This window comes from Mycobacterium sp. NGS18 (assembly GCF_059813185.1).
Window position 1 is genome coordinate 253,635 of the sequence record NZ_JCALEC010000004.1, and the last position, 24,059, is coordinate 277,693.

The 24,059-nt window shown below is 67.2% G+C and carries 23 protein-coding genes; 10 read left to right on the forward strand and 13 right to left on the reverse strand.

All coding sequences use genetic code 11. The features are described from left to right. Positions 1 to 21: 21 nt before the first annotated feature. Positions 22 to 615: a hypothetical protein gene (locus tag AC5Y31_RS10310; protein WP_065023700.1), complete on the reverse strand. Its 594-nt coding sequence runs from the start codon at positions 613 to 615 to the stop codon at positions 22 to 24. A 368-nt stretch (positions 616 to 983) separates the two neighbouring features. On the opposite strand from AC5Y31_RS10310, the gene AC5Y31_RS10315 reads away from it, so the two are divergent. From AC5Y31_RS10315 to AC5Y31_RS10360, 10 genes are read left to right on the forward strand one after another with little or no spacing between them, the layout of a single operon-like run. Further along, positions 984 to 1,853: an MlaE family ABC transporter permease gene (locus AC5Y31_RS10315; RefSeq protein ID WP_065023701.1), complete on the forward strand. Its 870-nt coding sequence runs from the start codon at positions 984 to 986 to the stop codon at positions 1,851 to 1,853. Between the two features lie 3 nt (positions 1,854 to 1,856). Continuing rightward, on the forward strand, positions 1,857 to 2,714 hold the full coding sequence (locus AC5Y31_RS10320) for an ABC transporter permease (protein ID WP_499980113.1): 858 nt from the start codon (positions 1,857 to 1,859) through the stop codon (positions 2,712 to 2,714). Further along, entirely contained in the window at positions 2,715 to 4,292 is a 1,578-nt protein-coding gene (locus AC5Y31_RS10325) for an MlaD family protein (protein WP_499980114.1), read from the forward strand. It begins immediately after the preceding gene. Further along, positions 4,289 to 5,380 (forward strand): MCE family protein, encoded by a 1,092-nt coding sequence (locus AC5Y31_RS10330; protein WP_301632260.1) that lies wholly within the window; start codon positions 4,289 to 4,291, stop codon positions 5,378 to 5,380. The genes AC5Y31_RS10325 and AC5Y31_RS10330 overlap by 4 nt, the downstream gene beginning before the upstream one ends. Positions 5,381 to 5,384: 4 nt before the next feature. Then, positions 5,385 to 6,422: an MCE family protein gene (locus AC5Y31_RS10335; RefSeq protein WP_499980116.1), complete on the forward strand. Its 1,038-nt coding sequence runs from the start codon at positions 5,385 to 5,387 to the stop codon at positions 6,420 to 6,422. A 32-nt stretch (positions 6,423 to 6,454) separates the two neighbouring features. Beyond that, on the forward strand, positions 6,455 to 7,600 hold the full coding sequence (locus AC5Y31_RS10340) for an MCE family protein (protein ID WP_499980355.1): 1,146 nt from the start codon (positions 6,455 to 6,457) through the stop codon (positions 7,598 to 7,600). Positions 7,601 to 7,638: 38 nt separating this feature from the next. Beyond that, entirely contained in the window at positions 7,639 to 8,850 is a 1,212-nt protein-coding gene (locus tag AC5Y31_RS10345) for an MCE family protein (RefSeq protein ID WP_499980118.1), read from the forward strand. Then, positions 8,847 to 10,097 (forward strand): MlaD family protein, encoded by a 1,251-nt coding sequence (locus tag AC5Y31_RS10350; protein ID WP_499980122.1) that lies wholly within the window; start codon positions 8,847 to 8,849, stop codon positions 10,095 to 10,097. Before AC5Y31_RS10345 ends, AC5Y31_RS10350 begins: the two co-directional genes overlap by 4 nt. 21 nt (positions 10,098 to 10,118) lie before the next feature. Next, a complete protein-coding gene (locus AC5Y31_RS10355; protein ID WP_499980124.1) occupies positions 10,119 to 10,673 on the forward strand; it encodes an Rv1363c family protein in 555 nt (184 codons plus the stop codon). 10 nt (positions 10,674 to 10,683) lie between these two features. After that, positions 10,684 to 11,469 (forward strand): mannan-binding family protein, encoded by a 786-nt coding sequence (locus AC5Y31_RS10360; protein WP_499980128.1) that lies wholly within the window; start codon positions 10,684 to 10,686, stop codon positions 11,467 to 11,469. A gap of 83 nt (positions 11,470 to 11,552) precedes the next feature. On the opposite strand, the gene AC5Y31_RS10365 is transcribed toward AC5Y31_RS10360, so the two are convergent. The 12 genes from AC5Y31_RS10365 to AC5Y31_RS10420 are packed head-to-tail and all read right to left on the reverse strand — an operon-like array spanning position 11,553 to position 24,058. Beyond that, positions 11,553 to 12,218, reverse strand: coding sequence for a YoaK family protein (locus tag AC5Y31_RS10365; RefSeq protein WP_499980131.1), 666 nt, complete (start codon positions 12,216 to 12,218; stop codon positions 11,553 to 11,555). A 3-nt stretch (positions 12,219 to 12,221) separates the two neighbouring features. Beyond that, positions 12,222 to 12,929: a mammalian cell entry protein gene (locus AC5Y31_RS10370; RefSeq protein ID WP_499980132.1), complete on the reverse strand. Its 708-nt coding sequence runs from the start codon at positions 12,927 to 12,929 to the stop codon at positions 12,222 to 12,224. Continuing rightward, positions 12,896 to 13,441: an Rv1363c family protein gene (locus AC5Y31_RS10375; RefSeq protein ID WP_499980134.1), complete on the reverse strand. Its 546-nt coding sequence runs from the start codon at positions 13,439 to 13,441 to the stop codon at positions 12,896 to 12,898. Before AC5Y31_RS10375 ends, AC5Y31_RS10370 begins: the two co-directional genes overlap by 34 nt. Next, the gene (locus AC5Y31_RS10380) at positions 13,438 to 14,385 is read right to left on the reverse strand and encodes an RDD family protein (protein WP_499980138.1); all 948 of its coding nucleotides are present in this window, start codon (positions 14,383 to 14,385) and stop codon (positions 13,438 to 13,440) included. The genes AC5Y31_RS10375 and AC5Y31_RS10380 overlap by 4 nt, the downstream gene beginning before the upstream one ends. Continuing rightward, entirely contained in the window at positions 14,382 to 15,056 is a 675-nt protein-coding gene (locus AC5Y31_RS10385; RefSeq protein WP_065023714.1) for an Rv1363c family protein, read from the reverse strand. Before AC5Y31_RS10385 ends, AC5Y31_RS10380 begins: the two co-directional genes overlap by 4 nt. Next, entirely contained in the window at positions 15,026 to 16,618 is a 1,593-nt protein-coding gene (locus tag AC5Y31_RS10390) for an MCE family protein (RefSeq protein ID WP_065023715.1), read from the reverse strand. The genes AC5Y31_RS10385 and AC5Y31_RS10390 overlap by 31 nt, the downstream gene beginning before the upstream one ends. Then, complete coding sequence (locus tag AC5Y31_RS10395; protein WP_234787307.1) at positions 16,612 to 17,781, reverse strand: MCE family protein; 1,170 nt, start codon at positions 17,779 to 17,781, stop codon at positions 16,612 to 16,614. The genes AC5Y31_RS10390 and AC5Y31_RS10395 overlap by 7 nt, the downstream gene beginning before the upstream one ends. Continuing rightward, positions 17,781 to 19,346 (reverse strand): MCE family protein, encoded by a 1,566-nt coding sequence (locus AC5Y31_RS10400; protein ID WP_065023717.1) that lies wholly within the window; start codon positions 19,344 to 19,346, stop codon positions 17,781 to 17,783. The genes AC5Y31_RS10395 and AC5Y31_RS10400 overlap by 1 nt, the downstream gene beginning before the upstream one ends. After that, positions 19,343 to 20,947: an MCE family protein gene (locus AC5Y31_RS10405; RefSeq protein WP_065023828.1), complete on the reverse strand. Its 1,605-nt coding sequence runs from the start codon at positions 20,945 to 20,947 to the stop codon at positions 19,343 to 19,345. Before AC5Y31_RS10405 ends, AC5Y31_RS10400 begins: the two co-directional genes overlap by 4 nt. Beyond that, the gene (locus AC5Y31_RS10410) at positions 20,944 to 21,972 is read right to left on the reverse strand and encodes an MCE family protein (RefSeq protein ID WP_065023718.1); all 1,029 of its coding nucleotides are present in this window, start codon (positions 21,970 to 21,972) and stop codon (positions 20,944 to 20,946) included. The genes AC5Y31_RS10405 and AC5Y31_RS10410 overlap by 4 nt, the downstream gene beginning before the upstream one ends. Continuing rightward, complete coding sequence (locus AC5Y31_RS10415; RefSeq protein ID WP_301632284.1) at positions 21,969 to 23,183, reverse strand: MCE family protein; 1,215 nt, start codon at positions 23,181 to 23,183, stop codon at positions 21,969 to 21,971. The genes AC5Y31_RS10410 and AC5Y31_RS10415 overlap by 4 nt, the downstream gene beginning before the upstream one ends. A gap of 5 nt (positions 23,184 to 23,188) precedes the next feature. Beyond that, positions 23,189 to 24,058 carry an ABC transporter permease gene (locus tag AC5Y31_RS10420; protein WP_064856337.1) on the reverse strand — a complete coding sequence of 290 codons (870 nt, stop codon included), beginning with the start codon at positions 24,056 to 24,058 and terminating at the stop codon, positions 23,189 to 23,191. Between the last annotated feature and the right edge of the window lies 1 nt (position 24,059).

Genomic DNA, 24,059 nt, shown 5'->3' on the forward strand with positions numbered 1-24,059 from the left:
CCTACCCGCAGCGGCGGGAGCTCAGGTGCAGGCCCCGGAATTCCGTAACGCACTGCCCCACCCGGCGGCGGAATCGATATGGGGACGGGCGAAGCCCGCCGGCTGCTTCTTGCGCATGCTGTCGGCGATGCGGGACAACTGGAACAGCACCCCGGTCAGCTGCTCGCCGCCGTAGATCGGCGAATAGGGCCCGTAGTTGTCGGGGGTGTTGCGGATCGTCAGCGGCTGCAGCCGCGGCCCCAGAAAACCCGTCGACCGGTCGATGTTGGCCAGCACCGCATCGGCCTGCGACTGCACGCCGGGGTAGACGTCGTGGCGCTCGGCCAGGATGCGGTTGAAGTCGTTGATCTGGCCCATCAGCGGGTCGAACTGCGCGGTGAACCACTGGCAGGAGTCCGACATGCCGCTGATCATCTCCGGCGTGACCTGATAGGTGAACGTGTTGTACGGCCAGAAGTCCATATGCGGTGACCAGTCGGTGGGCGTCGGCACGAACACCGGAAGGGCCGGCGGCTGGTTGGGATCAGCGACGGCGGGGCGCGGCACCGGCAGCACCCCGGTCGCCGCCGCGCAGGCGACCGCACCGGCAGCGGCCCGCGCCCACCATCTCCGCATCGGCAGTCTCCCCGCGCTCGGTTTCGTCCGCGTCGAGTATTGCCACCGCGGCCGCCCACAGGACACTGAATCCGCGAAATCGGTGCTACCGGTGAGTAACCCGGCCATAAGCCGAGTCATGTTGCTCGAAGCGCTGCTGCCGGGGCACGGTCTCCGACATCATGGCCGGATGAAACGCCGCGCCGACGTCCGATGAGTTCTGTGCGGACCGCCGCGCCGCACATCCCACCGGTTCCTTCACGAGTCGGTGCCGGAATCGCCGAACCCTACCTTGGAGTAAGAACGGTGGCTACCATGTCCGCCATGGATCATCGGCCCAGCGCGGAATCGCCGACCGTCGGTGGTCGCAAGTGCACGGTCGGCGACCGATGACCACCCAAGGTCAACGTGAATCCGGCGATACGGCGCCCCTCGACGGGGTGGCCGCCATTGAGGACTGGACCGTCGGCTACGTCAACCGCCACCCGCTGGCATCACTGACCACCGTCGGGGAGCAGTGCGTGCTGGCCGTGCGCACCGTGCAGTACTTCTTCACCGATCTGTTCAGCGGCCGGTTCCAGTGGGGCGAGTTCGTCCGGCAGAGCGCGTTCATGGCCAACACGGCGGTGCTGCCGACGGTGCTGGTGGCGCTGCCCATCGGGGTGACCCTGTCCATCCAGTTCGCCCTGCTGGCCAACCAGGTCGGGGCGACGTCACTGGCCGGTGCGGCCGCCGGGCTGGCCGTCATCCGCCAAGCCGCGTCCCTGGTGGCGGCGATGCTGATGGCCGCCGCGGTCGGCTCGGCGATCACCGCCGACCTGGGCTCGCGCACCATGCGCGAGGAGACCGACGCCATGGAGGTGATGGGCGTCTCGGTGATCCGCCGCCTGGTCGTGCCGCGCTTCGCCGCAGCCATCATGATCGGCGTCGCCTTGACCGGGATCACCTGCTTCGTCGGATTCCTGGCCAGCTATCTGTTCAACGTCTACTTCCAGAAGGGCGCGCCCGGCAGCTTCGTGGCGACGTTCTCCTCGTTCGCCACGACCGGCGACATGATCGTCGCGCTGATCAAGGCGGTGGTCTACGGCGCAATCGTCGCGGTGGTGTCCTGCCAGAAGGGGCTGTCCACCCGGGGCGGGCCGGCCGGCGTCGCCAACTCGGTGAACGCGTCGGTCGTCGAGTCGATCCTGGTGCTGATGATCGTCAACGTCGGCATCAGCGAGCTCTACAACGTGCTGTATCCCCGGACGGGTCTGTAAGAGATGGCGGTCTCCCCGTACGTCCCGGCGATCGCGCGCCCACTGCTGCGCGCCTACCGAATGGCATCCGCCCCGACCGTCCGGCTGGGACACATGCTGGTCTTCTTCGGCCGGGCCGCGGCCGGTGTCCCGACCGTCCTGCGGCACTACCGCAAGGAGTTCTTGCGGCTGCTCTCCGACATCGCCTGGGGCAACGGCTCCATCGTGGTCGGCGGCGGGACCGCCGGGGTGGCCGTGGTGCTCGGATTCACCGCCGGCGCCCTGGTGGCGATCGAGGGCTATAACTTCTTGAACCTGCTCGGTCTGGGTCCGGCGACCGGCATCATCTCCTCGCTGGTCAACACCCGCGAGCTCGCGCCGATCATGGCGTCGCTGGCGTTCGCCATGCAGGCCGGCTGCCGCTTCACCGCGCAACTCGGCGCGATGCGGATCGCCGAGGAGATCGACGCCCTCGAGTCGATCGCGATCAAGCCCATCCCCTACCTGGTCACCACCCGGCTGCTGGCCGCGACCATCGCGGTGATCCCGCTGTACGTGGCCTGCCTGGCGATCACCTACCTGACCTGTCAGGTGGTCACCGGCGTCATCAGCGGCGGCTCGATCGGGCCGTACCTGCACTACTTCACGATGATGCTGAGCGGCAAGGACATCGTCTACTCGGTGATCAAGTGCGTGGTGTTCGTGTGGCTGGCTTCCACCGTGCAGTGTTACTACGGCTTCTACGCCTCCGGCGGCCCCGAAGGCGTCGGAGTAGCCGCCGGCCGCGCCATGCGGGCCTCCATCACGATCGTGATCATGGTCAACATGCTGCTGACGATGGCGTTGTGGAGCATCGACGCCGGCGCCAGGTTCGGTGGCTGAATGAGCAACTCACTCGATCTCGACGGCCGCGGCCCCTCCGAACGCCAACTGCTGGGCGCCGGCGTCGCGGTTCTCGCGGTGATCGCGTTGGTCACCGCGGGCCTGCTGGCCAAGTCCACCGGCATGCTCAACAGCTACGTGCGGGTGGTGGCCGACCTGATGAACGTCGGCGACGGCTTACCCGCCCAGTCCGACGTCAAGTACCACGGCCTGCTGGTCGGCAACGTCACCGACGTGATCCCGGCGGCCTACGGCAAACCGAACTTCGTGCACATCAACCTCAAACCCGACTACGCCAAGGACATCCCGACGTCGGTGACCGCCCGGGTGGTGCCCTCAAACGTCTTCGCGGTGTCATCGATTCAGCTGGTCGACTCCGGTACTGGCGGGCCCACCATCCGGGACGGCACGCACATCGCCGAGAACGGCGAATTGTCGACGGTGATCTTCCAGACCACCGTCTCCAAGCTGCGCGACATCCTGGCCGCCACCGGCCGTAGTCGCGAAGACCACAGCCTGGGCATTCTGGCCGCCGTCGGCGCGGCCACCGATAATCGGCGCGTCAAGCTGCTGGGCGCCGGCGCGAACATGTCCCGGCTGCTGGATCAGCTCAACGGCATCGTCGCCACCGACCCCGGGCCGTCGACGGTCTCGGCGCTGCTCGACGCCACCCATGGCCTGCAAGCAAGCGCCCCCGACCTGGTCGACGCCCTGCACCAGGCCGTCGAGCCGATGCGGGCGTTCGCCGAAAAGCGCGCCGAGCTGGCCTCGTTGGTCGCCGGCAGCCAGCACACCGTGGGTGTCACCCGCGAAGCGCTCGACAACCACACCGATCAGCTGATCCAGATCACCCATGACCTCACGCCCGTCATCGGCGTGCTGGCCAACAACGCCGACAAGTTTGTTCCGATCTTCACCCGGGTCAACCGGCTCTCCGACAAGTTCTTCGACCAGCTCTACGACCCCAAGTTGGTCACCAGGAACATGCGAGCCAACCTGTCCTTCACCCCGATGCACACCTACACCCGGGCGGACTGCCCGCAGTACGGCGACGTGAAGGGCCCGAGCTGCTTCACCGCGCCGCTGATCTCAGTGCGTCCCGAACTGCCCGAGAACATGCTGCCGCAGAACTACAACTTCCCCGCCGGCCTGGAGCCGCCGGCGGGCACCGAGATCGGCCCCGACGGGAAGCTGCGCGCCGTCGGGCCGCCGCTGGTCGACCCCAACCGCAGCCTCGAGGACACCAACCCTCCGCTGCCGTGGTGGACCGGACCCTTCCCGCGGGTTCCCAGCACCGCCGACCCGCTCGACCCTGCTCCCCCGCCGCCGCCGAGCCCGATCATCCCGGTCCAGCCGCACGCCCCGGAGTGGCAGCCGGCGGCGCCGGCGTCCTTCGGCGGCAATGTGGGACCAGTCGGCAGTCAGGCCGAACGCAACCAGCTCGGTCTGATCACCGGGCTTGTCACCGGTCAGAGCGAGCCGGCCTCGGTGGCCACCCAGCTGCTGCTGGGTCCGGTCGCGCGGGGCTCGGCGGTCTCGTTCGTCCCGGCACCGGCGAAAGACGGTGGCCACAAATGAGATTCCGGGGCCCCTTGGTCGGGCTGTCCCTGTTCATGGTCATCTCGATGGTGTTGACCTGGCTCGTGTATGCCACGCTGCGCCGTGACGTGGCCGGCGCGACGACGCCCTACGCGGCGGTGTTCACCGACGTCTACGGGCTGCGCGAAGGCGACGACGTCCGGATGGCCGGGGTCCGGGTGGGCCGGGTCGAAAAGGTGGAACTGGACGGGAAACTCGCGAGCGTCTCCTTCATCGTCCAAAGCGACCAGAAGCTCTACAGCAACACCGTCGCGTCGGTGACGTATCAGAACATCATCGGCCAGCGTTACCTCGGATTGTCGCTCGGCGCCAGCGAGGGCGCCCCCGGCCAAGAACGAATCCTGCCGCGCGGCAGCGTGATCGGCGTCGAGCGCACCGAACCGTCCTTCGACGTCGGCGCCCTGCTCAACGGGTTCAAACCGTTGATGTCGCTGCTGAATCCCAAGCAGGCCGACGATCTGACCAAGGGCGTGCTGCAGTCGCTGCAGGGCGACCAGGCCTCGATCACCGCGCTGGTGGATCAGTCGTCGACGCTGACCGCGACACTGGCCGGGCGCGACGAGGTGCTCGGTGACCTCATCACCAGCCTGAACAGGCTGACCGGCACCATCGCCGGGCAGAACGATCAGCTCGACCATGCGCTGACCCAGGCGCGGACCGCGGTCGCCGACCTCGATGCGCGTCGCCCGGCCCTGCAGTCCTCGGTCGGCTCGCTGGCCCAGGTGACGCGCCAGCTCTCGCGGATCGCCGACGAGGTCTTCCCGTCATTCGAGGAGATGATCAACCGGGAACCCGGTTTCACCAAGCACATGGCCGGAATCGAACCGCAACTGGCGTTCACCGGCGCCAACCTGCCCCTGGTGCTCAAGGGCCTGGGCCGGGCGTTCGGAGACGGCGCCTACGGCAACGCTTACCTGTGCGATCTGAATGCGACCGGCTTCTTCCCCGGCTTCAACGACATCACCACGATCATCGTCAACGCGGCTACCCCGGGCAATGCCCGCCCGATAACCCGGGAGAACCTGGCGTGGCACACGCCGAGATGCAGGAACACCGCCGATGGGTAGCGCCATGAAGTTCGTCCGTCAGTGGCGCACCCGACCGCTGGAGTCCTACAACACCACCTGGCTGGGGTTCGGGGCACTGGCCGTGGTGGCCGTCGTCGTGGCCGCAGCACTGTTGGTCAAGGTGCTCGGCTTCGGCTACACGCGCTACACCGCGGAGTTCGCCCAGGCCGCCGCGCTGGCCCCCGGCAACCCGATCGTGGTCGCGGGCATCGAGGTGGGCCGGGTATCGAGCATGCGCCTGGCCGGTGACCACGTCGAAGCCGGCCTGACGGTGCGCAATGACATCCCGCTGGGCAAGGACACCCGGGCGACGATCCAGGTGATGACCATTCTGGGCTCGCGCTACCTGCGGTTGGAGCCCGACGGCGCCGGCTCGCTGCCCGGCAAACGGATCACCCTCGCCCACACCGAGGTGCCCTACTCCCTGGAGTCGCTGCTGGAGGACGCCACCACGACGTTCGACCAGGTCGACTCCGACCAGTTCGGGCAGTCCCTGGCCGTGCTCGGCCAACAATTGAGCGGACTCCCGCCGGTGATTCCGCAAGCGATGGCCAATCTGCACTCGCTGTCCAAGATCACCGCCGACCGGCGCGATCAGATCGGCACCCTGCTCGCCAGCACCCAGCGGGTGGCCACCACACTGCGCAACCAGCAGACCAGCCTGGGAAACCTGGTCGATCAGGGCCAGGACTTCATCGGAGAACTGGTGGCGCGGCAGAACACCTTCCACGCCATGCTGGCTGCGCTGACCAATCTGACGGGCAACCTGAACAACGTCGTGGTCAACGACCGGGTGATGCTCGACGACATGCTGGTCAACCTGCGTGCGCTCTCGGACATGCTCGGCCAGCATGACGATCTGCTGCGCAGCCTGATCCAGTCCGCGCCGCCGCCCTTGCGGGGCCTGACCAACGCCACCGGCTACGGCCCCGGTATCGAGTTCTTCGCCGGCAACGGCATCGCGATCGACTCGTGGATGTGCGCGATCAGCGGCCGCGCCAAGCAGTTCGGCATGATCGAGTACTTCAAGGACTGCAGATGAGCGCGGCACCGGCCGTCCTCGCCGACGAGCCGATAGAAGAACCGGGCACCGGTAACGGCAATGCCGTCACCAGCCGGCGCCGCGTCCGGGCGATGCTTGCCACCCTGATCGCCGGGGCGCTGATCGTCGCCGCCGCCGCGGCCTACTACCTGAACCCGTTCGGCGGACACATCACCGTCACGGCCCAATTCGACAGCGCCGCAGGGCTATACGAGGGCAACGTGGTGGCGGTGCTCGGGATGCCGGTGGGCAAGGTCAAGAAGATCACCCCGAAGGGGGGCTACGTCGAGGCCGAGTTCACCGTCGACCGCGGTGTGAAGATCCCGGCCGACGTGCACGCCGTGACCATCAACACCTCGATCCTCACCGCGCGGCAGATCGAGCTGACCCCGGCGTATGCGGGCGGCCCGGTGTTGGCCGACCGCACCACCATCGGGCTGAACCGCACCCGGACACCGGTGGCCTTCGATCGCGTGCTCGACATGCTCGACAAGGTCTCCAAATCGCTCGGCGGCGACGGCAAGGGCAATGGCCCGGTGGCCGACGTGATCAACGCCGGCGCCGATATCGCCGACGGCAACGGCGAGAAGATCAAATCCGCGCTGAGCGAGTTGTCGCGCGCCCTGCAACTGAGCTCCGACCGCGGCGAGGCGACCGGTGATCAGTTGACCACGATCATCACCAACCTCAGCTCGCTGATGGACGCGGCGGCCCGCAATGACGCGAAGTTGCGCCAATTCGGTTCCACTACACGTCAGTTGAGTCAGATGCTGGCCAACGAGGATTTCGGGACCGGGCGTACCGGCCGCAAGTTCAACGAGATCGTCACCCAGGCGACGACGCTGCTGCAGGCCAATCGCGACCACCTCAAGCAGGCCGTCCTCAACGGCGACACCGCGGTGACCACCCTGGTGGAGAAGCAGCGCGACCTGGCCGAGCTCATCAACCTGCTGCCGCTGACCCTGGAGAACATCTACAACACCGTCGACACCAACAACGGAGCGGTCCGCCTGCACGCCCTGGCCGACAAGATTCTCGTCGACAGCCAAAGCACCAAGGAGCTGTGCAACATGATGCACCTTCGGCAATTGGGTTGCGGAACGGGGACTTTGGCTGACTACGGGCCGGACTTCGGCCTCACCTACGTCCTCGACGGCCTTTCGATGATGGGACAGTAGACGTGAGACAACGACGCAGACGGGCACCGAGGACGGCCATGGCATTGCTGTGCAGTGCGGTCATCACCTCGTCGGCGTCGGGTTGCGGCACCAGTGGCCTGAACAGCCTGCCGCTGCCGGCGCCGGGCATCGGCAGCGGGGGCTATCTGATCACCGCGGTGTTCGCCAACGCACTGAACCTGCCGGGGCACGCCAAGGTCAAGCTCGCCGGTGCCGACATCGGCCAGATGGAGTCGATGGCGGCCCGCAACTACACCGCGGTCACCACGCTGCGCATCATGGACGGTGCCCGGATTCCGCTGGGCAGCACCGCGGAATTGCGTTCGGCGACACCGCTGGGTGATGTGTTCGTGGCGATCAAGCCGCCGGTGCCCCTGGACCCGTCGGCGCCGCTGCTGAAAAACGGCGACACCATCGGGCTGGAGTCCACCGCGTCGGCGGCCACCGTGGAGTCGGTGCTGAGCTCGGCGGCGCTGCTGGTGAACGGCGGGGCGGTGCAGAACTTCACCAATATCGTCAACGGAGCCGGAAAGGCGACCGGCGACCAGGGCAAGGCGTTCGGCAAGCTGATCAACCAGTCCAACGAACTGCTGACGAAACTCAATGCCCGTTCCGGCGAGATCGAGACGGCGCTGCGCGAGACCAGCCGACTCGCCGACCAGCTCGATGCGCGCAGCGCCGCGCTCACCGACGTCCTCAACGCAGCGGTTCCGGCGACCGACACCCTGGTGGACAACACCAGCCAGCTCGCCGACCTGGTCGAGCAACTGGGCGCGACCAGCCGGCAGCTGGCCCGGTTCCCCTCGATCGCCGGAACCGACGATTCCGGGCACAGTTTCATCAAGGACGCCAACACGGTCGCCGGCGCGTGGAACGACGTGGCCACCGATCCCGACACCAGCCTGTACGCGCTGAACCGGCTGGTCGCACCGATCGTCAAAATGACGGTCGGCTCGGGGGTTTCGGTGCACGCCAGCATCGACCGCCTGGTGTGGGGTTCGATGCCCGATGCCGGGTTCAAGGGCGACCCGGCGTTTCACGGCCCGAAGCGCTACGACTGGGCCAAGATGGCCGGTTCGATCAAGTACGCGCTGTGGCGGCTCCAAGAACGCGTGGTGGGGCGCGGCCCGGACTCCGACATGGGGCAGGAGCCGTGGACCGCGGTCGGTCCGCCGATACCCCCGACCCCGGCGGAAGCAGAGTTGGCCGCTGCCGAGCCCGGCCCGCCGACACCGGGGCCGAAACCATGATCGAGGCACTCAGCCGGCACCTGGTGGCCCTGGTCCGCGCCGGCTACCGGCGCAAGAACCTGCTGTCCGGGCTCGCATTGGCGATGACACTGGTAGTGGCGACCGCCTACCTGCTCGTCGGGGCGCTGCAGGTGAATCCGGCGCGCTCGACCTACCAGATCACGATTGCGCTGCCGGATTCCGGCGGGTTGCTGGCCAACCAGGACGTGTCGGTGCGCGGGGTACCGGTGGGCCGGATCGAGTCGTTGCGGGTCACACCGAACGGGGTCGACGCGGTCGCCAACATCTCCTCGACGGTCAAGATCCCGGCGGCCAGCACGGTGCGGGTCTCTGGTCTGTCAGCCGCCGGCGAGCAGTACATCGACTTCGAGCCGCCATCGAACACCGGCCCGTTCCTGTCCGGCGGCAGCGTGGTCGCCCGCGATCAGGCGACCACGCCGATCCCGATCTCGCAGCTGCTCGCCGACGCCGACGGCATGCTGGCCCAGACCGACCCGCGCAAGCTCGATCTGATCAAGTCCGAACTCAGCCTCTCCGAGGACGGCCCGCGCAAGCTCACCGACATCGTCGACGGCGGTACCTTCCTGCTGTCGACCCTGGATTCGGTTCTGCCGCAGACGGTGAGCCTGTTGAAGACCAGCCGGGTAGTGCTCACCATGCTCAGCGACGTCAACAACGGTCTGGCCGCGACGTCGGACAATCTCGACAAGGTGCTCAAAGGCGTCAACCCGATGATCGGCGGCTACCGGCAGCTGGTCGATCAGTCACCGGCGATGCTGTCGTCGGTCGACGGCCTCTTCGACGACAACTCCGACACCATGGTTGGGCTGCTGGGCAACCTGGTCACCACGGCGCAGCTGCTCTACGTGCGGACACCGGCACTCAACGCGCTGTTCCCCAACTACCGGGGTTCGACGGTGGAGGCGCTCAGCTCGGCCATCCACGAGGACGGGATGTGGGCGACCGTCGACATCTACCCGCGCTACACCTGCGACTATGGGACGCCGCGGCGCAACCCGTCGGCAGCGGACTTTCCCGAACCGTTCCTGTACGGCTACTGCCGCGACACCGACCAGTCGGTGTTGGTGCGCGGCGCCCACAATGCGCCACGCCCACCGGGCGACGACACCGCGGGCCCTCCGCCCGGAGCGGACCTGGCCGCGACCACCGATCCAACCCCCAAGGGCCGCTACACGATTCCTCTCGAGTACGGCGGGCCGCCGCTGTTGATCGATCCACCACGCTGATGTTTCAAAGGAGACGCCGCGGTGAGCACCGCTGACGAACCGGATACCACCGAAGACCTGCCCGAAGAAGTGCCGGAGCCGGCTCGACCGGTGCGCTCTCGGCGCCGCACGCCGGCGATGGCGGGTGTCGCAGCCGCCTACCTGATGGTCTTCGGTCTGGTCGCCGGGTTGGGCTGGCAGCTGTGGCAGCAGCATCGGGTCGCCGCCGCCGCCGCGGCCGGGCAACGCGCCGCGGTGGACTACGCCCAGGTGTTGACCAGCATCGACTCCGACAGGGTGGACGACGATTTCGCCGCGGTGCTCAACGGCGCGACCGGGGATTTCAAGGACACCTACACCAAGGCCAGTGTGGAGCTGCGCCAGCTGCTGATCGACAACAAGGCGTCGGCCCAAGGCGTCGTGGTGGATTCGGCCGTCCAGTCCGAGTCCACGGACACCGTAGTGGTGCTGTTGATGGTCAATCAGACGGTTAGCAACACCACCCGCCCGGACCCGCGGGTGGACCGCAGCCGGATGAAGATGACGATGCAGAAGGTCGACGGTCGATGGTTGGCGAGCAAAGTCGAATTGCCCTAGGAGGCAAGCTATGTGGGCGACCCGGCTACTGACGGGGATAACGGCGGCGGCGCTGATGGTGTGCGCCGCACCCGAGGCCGGTGCCTCGGCCCCGTCGTTCTGCAGCGGGCTGGGCGGCGACTGGGACGGGCACTACTGCAGCACCGACGTGCGCTCCGAGCGGCTGGCCACCCGCTATATCCGGATGGCGGTGCCGCCAGAGCTGGTCGACCACCCGGTGGCGGGCCCGCCGATTCGCGACTACCTGTCGAAGTTGTTCACCAACTGGCGTGCCAAGGGCGCCTCGATGGTCGTCGACAGCTGGGGCAACGAGAACTTCGAGATCTTTCAGCACGGCAACGCGCTGACTGTGGTCTTCCACGAGGACTATCACTCCGACGGCCCCTACATCAACAACGCCTACCGCACCTTCACCTTCGACATGGGGGCCGGCGGCCGCCAGCTGCAGTTGGCCGACATCACCAAGCCCGGGGTGGACCCACTCGCGACGATCCCACAACTCGGCGAGCCTTACATCGTCGAGGCACTCGACCGGGCGTTCTGGGAGCACCGGCCCGGGGATTACCCGTTCGTCCCCGAGCGGTTCACCCCGGACAAGGTGTTCTCCGGCGGCTACCGGTCGTGGGCGTTGACCCCCGACGAGTTGATCCTGTACATGCCCGACTATCCGGTCAGCCACGATTCGCCGATCCAGTACAACCAGATGCAGTGGTACATGGACGGCGGCAACGTCCAGGCGCACATCCCGCTAGCGGCGCTGCGTTCGATTCTGCGCCCCGAGTACGGCGGGGTCTGAGCAGCGCTTCCGACTCGAGATTGCACTGGCGCAGGCGATTTCGCCGATTTCCCTGCATGGTCGCAATCTCGTGCGAAGAGGGGCTAGCCGTAGCGGAACAGCAGCAGGCTCACGGCGACCACGCCCGCGGTCAGCGCGATCACCGGCGCCACCACGACATGAGACAGCGTCGCGCCGACCGTGGCGCCGCCGATCATCGTCAATACCACGCCGTAGCGCAGCTTTTCGCGGTGCCCGGTCCCGCCGGCCAGCCTGCTGTCCAACCCGATTCCGACGATCGTGGAGGTGAGCACCGTGGTGTAGAGCTCCTGGATGCCGAACTGGCGCGCCGTCGAGTTCTGCATGCCGAATGCCACCGCGAGGCCGACGATCAAAACCAGCTTGCTGGCGTCGTGGTAGCGCAGCACCCCGAACCCGGCCAGTGCGGCCAGCGCCAGGAGCAGCGCCACCTCGATGCCTAAGGCGGTGGTGACCCAGGTCCGGGGTCGCTGTCCCAGTGCCCGCACCAAGCGGCCGCCGGCGATCGCTCCGAGCAGGAACCCGCCGACCGCCACGGCCGCCGCGGTCAGATCGATGCCGGCGTGGGCGACGAATAGGAAGCCCAGAAAGATCGCGTTGCCGGTCATGTTCGCGACGAACACCCGGCCGAGTACCAGCACGCTGACCGCGTCGACCAGGCCGGTGGCGAAGGTCAGCAGCAGTAATGCCGTCACCGTGCGCCGTTGCGACAGCGGCGAGGTGACCGGCATGAGTCAGCTCTGGAACCGCGGGGTGAGATCCAGCGAGGTGATCGTCGGCATCCTGGTGACCACCCAGCGATTCTGATCGCGTTTCATGTACAGCCGGTAGGTCAGGTACTTGATCTGCGGGATGGTCTTGGACAGTTCGCTGGTGGCCGAGGTATTGGTGTAGATCAGCACGGTGGCCTCGGGGCCGTTCAGCGATTCGACTGCGGCGCCGACGATCTCGGTGCTGTCGGTGACCTTGGCCTGTTTGTTGCTGTCGGCGATCGCAGCGATGAACTTGCGGTACTGGGCTTCCAGATCGCCGCTGAGGTAGACCGCCGCCCGGTCCGGGAGGGTGTCCAGGTTCTCCGGCGTGTAGTTCCACAGCGTGTGGATCGCTCGGGCTGCCGTGCGGGCGACGTCGATTTTGGTGGCCACCTCGGCCCGGTCGAGGAGATACGGCTGTGCGGCGGCCGCCGCGAACGCCGCAGACCCGACGAAAAGCGCCGCCGACGCCGCGACCGCGATCCGCAGGCCGAGCTTGCGGCGCCCGCGGCGAGCATCCACCGCGGTCTCGGGCTCAGACTCGGCCTCGGCTTCGGCGTCCGGCTCGGCTTCGGTAGCGTCGGCCGACTTCTCGCCGGCCGGTTCGGCGGCGGGATCGAGCTCCAGCTCGTCCGACGCCTCGGGGCCGGTCTCGGTCACAGCACCTGGTTCAGATTGCTGATCTTCCACTGGTCCCCTTCCTGCTGCGCCGTCGCCAGCCAGCGAGTTGCGGCCTTGACCTCATGTTTACCGTCCGGCGACTTGCCGCTGTTCTCGACGGCCACCAACATGCTGACGCTGCCATCGTCGTTCCACCGCTCGACACCGGCCGCGATCACCGTTCCGGTGGTCGGCTCACTGCGCGCCACGGCGACCAGGATTTGGTTGGCCTTGTCCTGGTATTGCTGAGCGAAGTCCCCGGTCGCGTGGTCGAGGACGTTTGCCAGATAGTCGTTGGCGTGGAACGGATCCGGCGACGTGAACATCGTCATGAACGACTGGACCGCGGCCAGCGCGTCGACGTCGCGCAGCGCCGACCTGCGGTGTTGCTCATGGCTGAACAGCGTCGCGGCGCAGATCGCGATCGCGGCGACGCCGATCAGTAGCGAACCTGCGATCACCGTCCTCAGCCGCCGATCGGGCACCGTGCGCTCCACGAACAGCGGCTGGTCATCGGCCAAGACCCGACGACGCGGACTCATTTGTCCCCCTCGGCGGGCAGCGGCTTGCTGACGACGGACAGATCGTCCACCCGCCAGCTGTCCTGCACCTTGGCGAACACCACCCGCACGGTGGCGCTGATCAACCGCTCCTTTCCGGCGGTGCCGCGCTGGCCTTGCAGGAACAGCAGCATGGTCGCGCGGCTCTTGGCGGCGTCGAGCACCGCCGCGTCGGTGACCCGGTAGAAGTTCGGCACCGGCTTGGCGCTGCGGATGGCGTCCAACTGGGGCACCAGCTGCTCGCGGTACTTGTCGGTGGCCAGCGCCTGCGCGCGGTCGAAGTCATCCTGCAGGGTCTCGGGATCGTAGGACAACATGTCCGCCACGATCTTCGGGCCCTGGCGGGCGATCTCGATGCGAGCCTGATCCGCGTTGTGTTCTGTCCGGTAGACCACCGCGTAGGCAGCGGTGGCACCGGCAAGGCTCAGAACGGCTGCGGCCACGAAGGCCGCCATCGCCCGCAGCCGGTTGTTCGCCGGCGGCACTCGCAGCTTCGCCGGTCGCACTTCGGTGCGCGCCACCAGGTCGGCGAAGGTACGCCCGCGCCGGTCGCGCAACGGCCAAAGCCAGCCGAGGAACACAGCGTCCAATAGATGCGCCACTTCGCGCACCAGCAACCGTCCGGCGCCGACGGCTTCGGTGGTTCCGCCGCCGCGCACCACCTCGAGTCCGGCGAACGCGCGGCCCAGGCTCCACCCGGTGATGGCCGGCAGCAGCACCCGGTTGATCGCGGTCGCCAGGATCACCACCCCGATGAGTGTCATGGCGACCCACCACCAGACCCCGCCGCTCGGGAAGCTCAGTGCCGCCAGGGCCATCGCCGTCACCACGATTACCCCGGGCAGCAGGTCGACCGCATAGGCGATGACGCGGCTACGCCACCGCGCCGGCGGGCCGGCCGGCGCGTCGAGAACGGCTTCGGTCACCGGGCCACCTGGTCGAGCTTGGCGATCCGGTACTGGCCGTCCTCGCGGACCATCTGGGCACGCAACCGGTAGCCGGCCTCGCGGCCCTTGGCCTCGACATTGTCGACTTTGATCCGGAATGCCACCAGGATGTCGACCGAGCCGTCCGGGTTGTTGCGCTCCACCGCGGCGCCCATCTCGGTGAGCTCGACCTGGACCTTCGCCGCCTGGTACGCAGGCGGAAGGATCTGGGCGTACAGCGCGGCCTGAGTGCGGAACTCCCCAGCCGAACAGTTGAAGATCTTCTCCTGGGACAGCGACACATCACCCGGGTCCGGGGCCTGGGTCGCCAGCACGCACGATTTCGCCGCCTCGATGGCTTCGGCGTTGTCCCGTGCCATCACCTGACTCGCCGCGTGATCACGCATGCTCAGGTATCCGAGAGCCGTCAGACCGGCCGCCAACAGCACCAGCAACGCACAGATCCCCAGTAGCTGGCGTCGACCGAGGCGGGATGGCGTCGGTTCCGTCTCCTCCGGGTCGGCCTGGACCGGCTCGGCCGACGTGACGTCGGCTGTGGTGTCCTCGTCCGCTGCCTCCGGGCCATCCTGGAGATCTGCGTTATCAGCGGTGTCTGCGGTCTGCTGTTCCCCGTCCGTGGTCACTGGAACGGCGCCAGCATCCCCTTCCATGCGTCGTCTCCTATGTTCATCGAGTTCTCGACGGAGTATTCGACGCCGTCTGGCCCCACCGCCTGGCCACTCTGCGGATTGTAGATCGCCGTCGGCGGCCCGCCCGGAGTGTAGATGCAGGGGTTCGGTTGTTGCCCGTTGCACTGCACGCTACCGGTGCCCGGCCGGGTCAACGGGTCGTTCGCAGGCGGCGGTGTCGGTGGCACCATATCCGCCGGCAGCGGGTTGAGGCCGGTGTTGACCGACGGCGCCGGGATCACGTGACCCGGCTCGACCGGCTGGTCGCAGCGCGCCCCCAGCGCCGGGCAGTTCCGGATCTGGTTCGGGTCGCCGTACCAGGGGTTGGTGCCCATCGGGACGTACGGCTTGTCGCTGCGGCACTCCTTGGGAGTCGGCGCCCGCTTGCCGGGCACGTCCACACACGGGATGTTGCGCACACCGCGCACGTTGTTGGCCGGGGTGTCCTGCGGAATACGGCAGGAGACGTCCGGGAGCTCGGCGGGGCTGGTGTCGGCGAACGCCCGCCACTCCGAAGCCGGCAGATAACCGGTCAGACACGGCGGCGGGTAGTTCAAGCTCAGGCCCGGAACGGGAATCGGGAAGACCGGACCGGGGAACGCGCCGAGGGCCACGTCGAGCAACGCCCGGCCGGGGAAGACCGAGCTGACGGTCTGGATGATCGAGCCGGCCTGGGGCAGGAACACCAGCGCCTGCTCGGTGTTGCGGTTGTAGCGTCTGCCCATCTCGGTCAGGATCGACGCGTTCGCCATCAGCTGCGGCAGGGAGTCCTTGGTCTCGCTGAACAGCGTGTGCACCTGATCGATCAGCGGCGGCAGCTCATGGATGATGTGCTTCACCGTCTCATCGCGGCTGGCCGCCTGGCCGGCCAGGACGTTGAGGTTGCGCGCCCACTGATGGATGGCGTCGCCGGAATCGACCTGGCTTTCGATGATCGGTGCCGACTTGTTCACGATGTCGTTGACGTCGTCGAGATTGGCCTTGAAGTCACTGACGATCAACTGCGTCGAATCGACGAGCCGCTGCAGGGACGGGCCTAACCCGCCGACGGCCGTCGCCGTCTCGTCGAGCAGCGCCGAGATCTTGCCGGCCGGCAACGCGGCCAGACCACGATTGGCGGTGTCCAGCGCCGGCCCGATCGCCGAGGGCACCGTGCCCTTGGTGATCGTCTGGCCTTGCTTCAGGTACTGCCCCGGGTTGTCGGTCGACACCAGATCCAGGTACTGCTCACCGATCGCCGACACCGAATGCACGTTGGCGCTGGCATCGGCGGGGATCTTGTACTTGCTGGAGATCTGCATCGTCGCCTGCGCACCCGTCTCGGTGGGCTCGACGGCGGTGACCCTGCCGATGATGGTGCCGCGGTAGGTGACGTTCGCGGTCTTGTACAAACCGCCGGCCTCCGGCAGATTCGCCTTCAGCGTGTACTGGCCGAGGCCCGCCAGGGTCGGCAACCGCAGGTAGTAGACACCCAACACCAGCAACGCCACCGCGGTCAGGACGGTGAAGATGACCAGTTGACGCTTAATCTGTGGTTTCAGCAATTCCGGTCAGCCCTTTCCACATACGGGCCACCGGGGGCGGTAGCGGGGTTCGGCGTGTACCGGATGTCCGGGATCATCTTCTCCGGGTCGTGGCCGAACGACTGCTCCAGTGCCCGCAGCATCCCGGAGAAGCCGGTTCCGGTCAGGATCGCGTTGTCGATGGACGCATAGGTGAGGTCGACCACCAGCGAGGTGTTGATGAAGTCACCGCGGACGGCCTTGAAGGCACCGTCGACGTGATACGGCGCGGTGATCATCACCTGCAGCAGGTCGGGGATGTACGGCGACGCCTTGCGCAGCTCGCGTCCCGGGCACTGGAAATTCGTCAGCACCTTGTTCAGATCACCCCGCGCGGGTGCGATCTGCTGGTTGACCGAGGCGCCCATCGCACCCAGCGCTCCGATCGCATCGATGAAGATCTGCTGCTGGGAGTTGAAGTACTGGAACAGCGGCGGGAAGTCGGTCAGGACCTTGTCGATGGTGTCGTTGTGGGCACCGAAGTAGCTCAGCAACCGGTTGGACGAGTCGATCGCCCGGGTGATGTCCTCGCGCTGGTCGTTGAGGTTGGCGACGAAGGTGTCGAGCTTGGTCAGGAACGCCCGGATCTGGTCGGCCCGCCCGTTGGACAGCGCGGCGAACTCGGTGGTGATGGTGTCCAGGTCCGACAATCCGCCGCGCTGCAGCAGCAGGGCCAGACCGGCGAGCGTTCGCTCGATGGTCGGGTACGACGACGAATTGTTCAGTGCGATGGTGTCGCCGTTGCGCAGTTCGCCCTCCGGGTTCTCCGGCGACTTCAACTCGATGTGCTGCGAACCCAGCAAGCTGGTCTGGCCGATCTTCGCCGTGGCGTTGCGCGGCAGGTGGACGTCCTTGTTCAGCTTCAGCTTGAGCGTCGCGACCCAGTTCTTCAGCTCGATGTGCTCGACCGCGCCGACGAAGACGTCGGCGACCAGGACCCGGCTGTTGCCGTTGAGCGCCAAGGTGTCCGGCACCTGGACGTAGACCGTGTAGGCACCGGGGCCGCTGCCCGGACCGCCCGGCAACGACACGTTGGCGATACCGCGCCAGCTGCCGCACGAGGTCAGCGTCAGGGTGGCCATCAGCAGCACCAGGGCCTGCCAGCCGCGCCGGCTGACCGTCTTCATCGCGATACTGCGTCTCATCAGCCTTCACCTCGCGGGGGCAGCGGTGCGACCGGGCCGGGGATCACGTTGGGTCCCGGCGGGGGCGGCGGGATCGGCGCCTGGCCGGGAGGCAGACCGACGTAGGGCAGCGGGCCGGGCTCGGTGTCGTAGGAGTTCGGCGGGCCGGGCGGCGTCTGGTACTGCGACTGGACCGGCGCCGGGTCCGGGCCGCCCATCAACTGAGCCAGCGACTCCGGCGTCAACAGCCGCTCGGTGTCGTGACCGGGTTGCACACCCTGCATGCCGGGTGCGGTGATCCAGCCGGGCTGGGAGTTCTTGTGCGACAACGGGGTGTCGGGCACCCAGATACCCGGGACGGTGGTGTCTTTGTACCCGGGTGGCGGCTGCAGCCGCGGTTCGGAGTAGGCGATCTGCTTCGGCGTCGTATAGGCGTTGGTCCAGATGTTGATGCCGAACGGCAGATAGTTGAACTTGATCGCATCGGCGATCGGCGCCAGGTACTCCGCACACAGTTCCGCGGAGTCCTGGTAGCCCAGCCGGCTACCGGCCTGGATCGCGCTGCAGATGAACTCCATCGGGTTGGCGAAGTTGATCAGCACCGGAAAACCGGTGACCGCGCCCTGCGCCGGGTGGTAGATCTCGCCCACGGCGGCCAGCACGTTGGGCAGCACGTGCAGCGAGGTCTCGAAACCGTCCAGCGCGTCCGGCTGGGTGATGGCGGTCGTCACCTGCTCCGCGTTGTTGATCGTTCTGACCAGCGGGTCGGCGTTCTGGTTGAGGAACGCCTTGATGATCGTCATCGTCGCGTAGAACTGGTCGGCGGCCTTAGCCAGGTCCTGGTCGGTGCCGGTCAGGTTGTTGGTGAAGGTGGCCAGGTCGCGATTGAGCGCCACGAACTGCTGGTCGTTGTGGTCGAGCGCCTTGACGAACAGCGACAGGCTGCGCACCACCGCGAAGAAGTCGCCGCGGCCCTTGTTCAGCGCGGTCAGCGCGTCCGAGAGACTGTCGAACGCGTTGTTGATCTGATTGCCTTTGCCGCTCAAGCTGTCGGCGAACGACTCGATGGCCTCGCCGATCGGTCCCTTCGGCTGTTGGGGTGTCGGGCCCAGCTTGTTGATGATGTTGGTGACGTCGTTGCGCAGCGTGTCCCACTCCACCGGGACCTCGGTGCGTTCCTCCGGGATGACGGCCTTGTCGGCCAGCGCCGGCCCGCCCCGGTACGGCGGCTCCAGCTGGACGGTCCGCGACGCCACCAGGGTCGGGTTCAAGATGATCGCCTTGGCGTCCGCGGGCACCTTGTACTTGTTGTTGAAGTGCAGCGTGACCTTCATCTTGTCGCCGGCCGGCTCGATCTTGTCGATCGCGCCCACCCGGACACCCATGATCTGCACCGCGTCGCCGGGGTAGAGCGCGTCGGTCTGCGGGAAGTAGGCCACCACGGTGGTGCTGTTGAGCTTGCGGAACAGCTGCACGCCGCCGAAGCCCACCAGCAGCGCCAGCACCAACAGCAGTGATCCGACGATCACCGTCGTCCGGGACCGCTCCGGCAGTCGCAGGTTGCGAACATCAAAGACGGTACTCACGGCCGCTCACTCCCTCTTGCGCCGCCGCCACCACCGGGCTGGCTGTTTCCGCCTTCGCCGGGCGTGATGAACGGTGCCGGCAACTGGTTGCCCGGTCCGGGCGGAGCGGGCGGGCCGGGTGCCATCGCCGGAGGCGGCGGTGCCGCGCCCGGGTTGGCCGGAGCCGGTCCGGGCATCGGGCCCAGCGGTTCGGAGCGTGCCCCGGGGTTGGCGTCGGGCATGGGGACCGGAGTACCGGGCACCAGCGGCGGCGTCTCGCCCGGCCGGCCGGCGATCGAGATGCCGGGTGTCGAGCCGATGCCGTCGGGGTTCGGCGGCGAGGTCAGCACATCCACCGGACCCGGGTAGGGACCACTCGGGCCGAACGGCCCGGCGTTCGGGTCCAGGTTCGCGCACGGCAGCGGGTTGCCCGGGGTCGGGAACATTCCGGCCGCCGGCGCGTAGGAGCACGGCGAGCCGGGTGCGACCGCCGGCCCCGGGTGCTCGGGGGTGCCCTCGAGCACCTGCGGAGCAGGCGGCGGCGCACCGTTGGCGAACCTGGTCCCGTTGGGATCGGGGTAGCGGAACTCCGGCAGGCCGGCATTGCGCCAGAATTCCTCCGGCGAGATACCCCGCTTCTTGAACGCGGCGTCGACCCACGGCTGCAGAATCCAGAACGGGATCAGGTTCAAGGTGGAGACCTTGAAGTAGGGCCCCGAAGCGACCGCGTCGTTGACGATGGTCAGGTACCTGCCCAAGATGGTGAAGATCTCCATCAGTTCGCCCTTGCGCCGCACCAGCATGTCGGTGATGTTGGCGGCCTCATTGAACACGTGGCTCAGATCCAGATTCGGGTTGTCCCGGACCAGGCCCTGAACCTGCTCGCCGAAGTAGGCGATGTTGCCCAGCAATGCCGAGATCGCCTGGCTGCGCTGGTTGAACGCGGCCAGCAGAGTCTGGGTGTTGCGCAACACGGCGTCGATCTGGCCGCTGCGGTTACCCAGTACGGTGGCGATCTCGTTGGTCTGCGCGAGCAGGTGGGTGATCTCCTCGTCGCGCTTGCCGATGGTGTCGGAGAACTTCGCGACACCGTCGAGCGCGGCGCTCAGGTCCGGCGAGGTCTCTTCGACGGTTTCCGACAGCACCTTCAGCGACTTCTTGACGGTGTCGATGTCCCAGCCGGAGGCGGCCTTGGTGACGTCGAAGACCGCATCGTAGAGCTGATAGGGCGTGGTGCTCTGCCCCAGTGGCAGCACACCCTGCGGCGCGATCCGGCGCTCACCCTTAGGCTCGATCGCCAGGACCTTGCGGCCCAGGATGGTGTCGGTCTGGACCCCGATCCGGCTGTCGCTGCCGATCGGGTGCGCGCCGACGGAGAACTTCACCAGCACATGGTCGTTTTCGATCGACAGGTCCTGGACCTTGCCGACGTCCACGCCCGAGATGCGCACCTTGTCACCGGCGGTCAGCCCGCCGGTGTCGGAGAGCTGACCGTAGTAGCTCGGCTCGGCGAACAGCATCGGCGCCGTGGTGAAGCTCTGCCCCACCAGCGTCACCAGCGCCAACGTGACGACGCCGATGACTCCGATCCGTGCCCGGTTGGGCGGTTCCAGGGTCCTCACTGCGGCGTGCACCTCCCGGTCGGTTGCTGCCACAACCGGACGTTGCGCACCGGCCCGCCGGGCTGCAGACCGGGCAGCTTGATGGTGGCGTCACAGATGTAGAAGTTGAAGAAGTCACCGTAGACACCGGTGCGTCCAATCAGCTTCAGCGCCCGCGGAATCTTCTCCAACAGCGCCTCGACGTCAGCCATCCGGTCGGGCGGCTCCGGGCCCGCCTCCGGGAACAAGCTGTGCAACTGCTTCCTGTTGTCGGCCAGCAGGTCGGCCAGATTGCCGGCGGCGTTACCGAATTCGGCGGTGCCGTTGGCCAGGGTGGTGTTGTTGGCGTTGAGACCCTTGACGAGTTTGTCGAAGTTGTCGACGGTCTCGTCGAAGGTCTGGCGGTGCCGAACCGCGGTGTCCAGCACCACGTTCAGGTTCTTGACCACCTCGCCGATCGCCGCATCCCGCTCGGCGATGTGCGAGGTCAGCTGTGCGGTCTGCTCCAAGATGTCGTTGATGGTGCCGCCCTGGCCCTGGAAGACCGTGACGATGGTCGACGCGATGGTGTTGATCTTGTCGGGGTCCAGCGCCCGGAACACCGGCTTGAAACCGCCGATCAGCGCGTCCAGGTCCAGTGCCGGTTCGGTCCGGGCGGACGGGATGAACCCGTTCACCGGCAACCGCTGGTCGGCACCCTCGCCCTCGCCACGCTTGAGCTCCAGGTAGCGGTTGCCGATGAGGTCGGAGTAGCGGATCTGCGCGGTGGTGGACTGGTACAGCGGCAGTGACCGGTCGACGTTGAAGTCCACCACCACCCGGCGACCGCCGTCGACCAGGCGCACCTTCTTGACCTTGCCGATCTCCACGCCGGAGGCGCGGACGAACTGTCCCTCCCGCAGGCCGCTGGCATTGGTGAATTCGGCGGAGTAGCCGGCCGTCCTGTCGAACCTGACCTGGCCGAACACCACGACCAAGCCGACCGTGAAGAGCAGCAGCACCGAGCCGACGGCGCCGAGTTTGAGTGCGGTTCTGGTGATGTTCATGGGTTGATCGTGTTTTCCCCGACTTGACGGCCCCAGACGTAATCAACGGCGAAGGGCGATCCGGATTCAAAGTGGTTGTAGGGCGCTTGACTGACTCCCGTGTCGGCCACCAGGTAAGGCGCCGGCCAGAAGTCGCGGGTGATCTCCTGCCAGCAGCCAGGGGCACCGCCGGGGCCGCCGCGAGCGTTGTAACGCGGCAGGTTATCGGGGTAGATGTAGGGGTTGGCCGGGCTGACCAGCTCGCTGACCGTGTCGAGGGCGTAACCGTCACCGCCGCCGAGGAATTCGTAGACCTTCGGGGCGCCCTGGGCAAGGTTGCGGATGGCGCAGAACAGCTCCGGGCTGTACTCGTCGAGCAGGGCCGAGACCGGCACCAGGTCGGAGAACTGCCGGCGGAAGTATGGCCCGAACCGGTTGGTGACGTCCGCCCCGAGGTTGCCGACGCCGGCGGCGCCCAGCAACGCGGCGTCCAGTTCCTTCTGCTGAGCGGTGATGGTCTTGACCGCAGGGATCGAGTTCTCCATGAACCCGACCAGATCCGGTGCTCCATCGGCGTAGATCTCGCCCAGGTTCGCGAAGCCCTTGAGGTCGCGGCGCAATGACGGCATGTAGGCGTTGGCGTCGTCGAGAATCTTGTTGCCGTTGACCAGCGACTCGCCGAGCTTGTCGCCCAACCCGGTCAACGACTCGGCGGCCGCATGCAGGGTCAGATTCAGTTTGATCGGGTCGATGTGGTCCGAGAGGTTGTTGATGGTCTCGAACAGCGTGTTGAGCTCGGTCGTCACCGAGGTCGCGATGATGTGCTTGGTGCTGATGCGCTCAGGCGTGGGGTGCTCCGGCGCGGTCAGCGACACATACTTGTTGCCGAACAGCGTGGTCGCCAGAATGTCGGCTTTGACGTTCGACGGAATCAGCTTGATGTACTGCGGGTCGACGTCGAGCGTGAACTTCGCCGCCGGCTTGTCGTCGTGCTCCGTCGGCGCGATGCTGGCCACGCGCCCGATCTGGACGCCGTTGTAGGTCACCGGCCCGCCCGGGTCCATCACCAGACCGGCACGCGGCGCCACCATGGTCAACGACGTCGTCTTGGTGAAGGACCCGCGGAACTGGCCGTACACCAGCCCCACGATCAGCGCCAGGACGGCGAAGGTCACCACCCCCGCCACTTTGTAGGGCGGGCTCTGGATTTTGTTCTGCTTCCCGGTTGCCATCGCCGTCACATCGTCAGGTTGAAGTTGGGGTCGACGCCGTAGAGCGCCAACGCTGCGAGCAGCACGACAGTGGGCACCGTGACCAGGGACAGGCGCATCGACTGGCCCACGGCGGCGCCGACGCCGACCGGGCCGCCGCTGGCGTTGAACCCGTAGTAACAGTGCGTGATCATGACCACCACCGCGATCAGGATGGTTTCCAGGAACGACCAGAACACGTCGTCGGGGCGTAGGAACGTCCGGAAGTAATGCTCATAGGTTCCCGACGACTGCCCGAAGAACAGCGTGGTGACGATCTGCGGTGAGGCGAACGCCATGATCAGCGCGAGCGCGTACAGCGGGATGATCACGGTGAAGCCGGCTACCACCCGGGTCGACACCAGGTAGGAGATCGAGTTGATCCCCATCACCTCGAGTGCGTCGATCTCCTCACTGATCCGCATCGCCCCGAGTTCGGCGGTCGCTCCCGCTCCGACGGTGGCAGCCAGGGCGATGCCGGCGTTGACCGGCCCGACGACACGGACGTTGACCAGCGCCGCGGCGAAACCGGTGTAGGTCTCCACCCCGATGTTGCCGAGCGAGGTGAAGCCCTGGATGGCGATCAGCGAGCCGCCGGCCAGCATCACGAACCCCATGATGGCCACGGTGCCGCCGATCACGGCCATCGCGCCGGTGCCCATGCCCAGCTCGGCGATCAGGCGCAGCGTCTCGGTGCGGTACCGCCGCAGCGCCCAGGGGATCTGACGCACGGCGGTCGCCGAGAACCAGCCGAGCTGGCCGCTCTTCTCCAGGGAGCGGCCGGCCGCCCCGACGTAACGGTGATAGTTCGCGATCAGGCCGGGAAACCGGCCCCGCAGCACTGCCGATGTCGACATG

Excerpts from the sequence above, each read along its gene's own strand:
- AC5Y31_RS10310 (WP_065023700.1), bottom strand. The coding sequence starts at position 615 with ATGCGGAGATGGTGGGCGCGGGCCGCTGCCGGTGCGGTCGCCTGCGCG.
- AC5Y31_RS10315 (WP_065023701.1), top strand. The coding sequence starts at position 984 with ATGACCACCCAAGGTCAACGTGAATCCGGCGATACGGCGCCCCTCGAC.
- AC5Y31_RS10320 (WP_499980113.1), top strand. The coding sequence starts at position 1,857 with ATGGCGGTCTCCCCGTACGTCCCGGCGATCGCGCGCCCACTGCTGCGC.
- AC5Y31_RS10325 (WP_499980114.1), top strand. The coding sequence starts at position 2,715 with ATGAGCAACTCACTCGATCTCGACGGCCGCGGCCCCTCCGAACGCCAA.
- AC5Y31_RS10330 (WP_301632260.1), top strand. The coding sequence starts at position 4,289 with ATGAGATTCCGGGGCCCCTTGGTCGGGCTGTCCCTGTTCATGGTCATC.
- AC5Y31_RS10335 (WP_499980116.1), top strand. The coding sequence starts at position 5,385 with ATGAAGTTCGTCCGTCAGTGGCGCACCCGACCGCTGGAGTCCTACAAC.
- AC5Y31_RS10345 (WP_499980118.1), top strand. The coding sequence starts at position 7,639 with ATGGCATTGCTGTGCAGTGCGGTCATCACCTCGTCGGCGTCGGGTTGC.
- AC5Y31_RS10350 (WP_499980122.1), top strand. The coding sequence starts at position 8,847 with ATGATCGAGGCACTCAGCCGGCACCTGGTGGCCCTGGTCCGCGCCGGC.
- AC5Y31_RS10360 (WP_499980128.1), top strand. The coding sequence starts at position 10,684 with ATGTGGGCGACCCGGCTACTGACGGGGATAACGGCGGCGGCGCTGATG.
- AC5Y31_RS10365 (WP_499980131.1), bottom strand. The coding sequence starts at position 12,218 with ATGCCGGTCACCTCGCCGCTGTCGCAACGGCGCACGGTGACGGCATTA.
- AC5Y31_RS10375 (WP_499980134.1), bottom strand. The coding sequence starts at position 13,441 with ATGAGTCCGCGTCGTCGGGTCTTGGCCGATGACCAGCCGCTGTTCGTG.
- AC5Y31_RS10385 (WP_065023714.1), bottom strand. The coding sequence starts at position 15,056 with ATGGAAGGGGATGCTGGCGCCGTTCCAGTGACCACGGACGGGGAACAG.
- AC5Y31_RS10395 (WP_234787307.1), bottom strand. The coding sequence starts at position 17,781 with ATGAGACGCAGTATCGCGATGAAGACGGTCAGCCGGCGCGGCTGGCAG.
- AC5Y31_RS10410 (WP_065023718.1), bottom strand. The coding sequence starts at position 21,972 with ATGAACATCACCAGAACCGCACTCAAACTCGGCGCCGTCGGCTCGGTG.
- AC5Y31_RS10415 (WP_301632284.1), bottom strand. The coding sequence starts at position 23,183 with ATGGCAACCGGGAAGCAGAACAAAATCCAGAGCCCGCCCTACAAAGTG.
- AC5Y31_RS10420 (WP_064856337.1), bottom strand. The coding sequence starts at position 24,058 with ATGTCGACATCGGCAGTGCTGCGGGGCCGGTTTCCCGGCCTGATCGCG.